1 protein-coding gene is annotated in these 942 nt (G+C 31.2%); it reads left to right on the forward strand.

The window, feature by feature from the left end; all coding sequences use genetic code 11:
• Window positions 1–273: 273 nt before the first annotated feature.
• Window positions 274–942, forward strand: a 669-nt coding sequence (locus U881_RS0105920) for a hypothetical protein (protein ID WP_024653641.1), incomplete at its 3' end; no start/stop codon positions are given.

Here is a 942-nt window from a genome sequence, read left to right on the forward strand (position 1 = left end):
GAGCATTCAATGGGATTTAGAATGGCTAACTAAAAAATATATGAAAAAAATTTAGAGACAATAGAGAAAATCTATTGACTTTTTTTAATATTGTTGTATAATATTATTTGTACACAAAAACATAATTTATTATCGTTTTTGTGTTACATCATGAATAAGATCAATAACTTCGGTTGTTGGTCTTATTCTTTTATTTCCGATAGTGCACTTATTTCATGTGTTATAATTAAGTAGAGTATATTAAAAATTAAAAAAATCATTGAGGTTATAAATATGAGTGTTGCATTAAAAGAGCAGGTATATGATGGACAAGTAGCTAAGAATTCGGTTAAGTCTGAGAGAGTTAAAAAAGATTATCATAGTGGGGAGTTTAATGGGCAGATTATCAGTTATTATGTTCTTGAAGAAAAATTTGATCTTCTTCAAGATAGGATGATGGATAATTTTCATTACTTGGATGATAAAATAAGTATGCTCAAAATTGATTTGAATGAAAAGATAGATAAAGTTGAGGCTAGGCTTAATGAGAAGATAGATGGAGTAGAGACTAGGCTTAATGAGAAGATGGATAAACTTGATGCTAGGGTAGACAAACTTGACGCAAAGATAGATGGAGTAGAGGCTAGACTTGACGCAAAGATAGATGGAGTAGAGACTAGGCTTAATGAGAAGATAGATAAACTTGATGCTAGGGTAGACAAACTTGACGCAAAGATAGATGGAGTAGAGGCTAGACTTAATAAGAAAATAGACAAACTTGATGATAAGATAGAGACTGTTAAGCATGATTTGAATGCAAAGATAGATGGAGTAGAGATTAGGCTTAATGAGAAGATAGATGGAGTTAAGAGTGATTTGGTACAAATGAAGTCTAAATTGACTTTGATTGAGAGTAGACTAGGATTTAAGGGACAGTTAGTTTCATCTTTGACGGTTATTGCT

The sequence above is a fragment of the Borrelia persica No12 genome (assembly GCF_000500045.1).
Lineage (GTDB): Bacteria > Spirochaetota > Spirochaetia > Borreliales > Borreliaceae > Borrelia > Borrelia persica.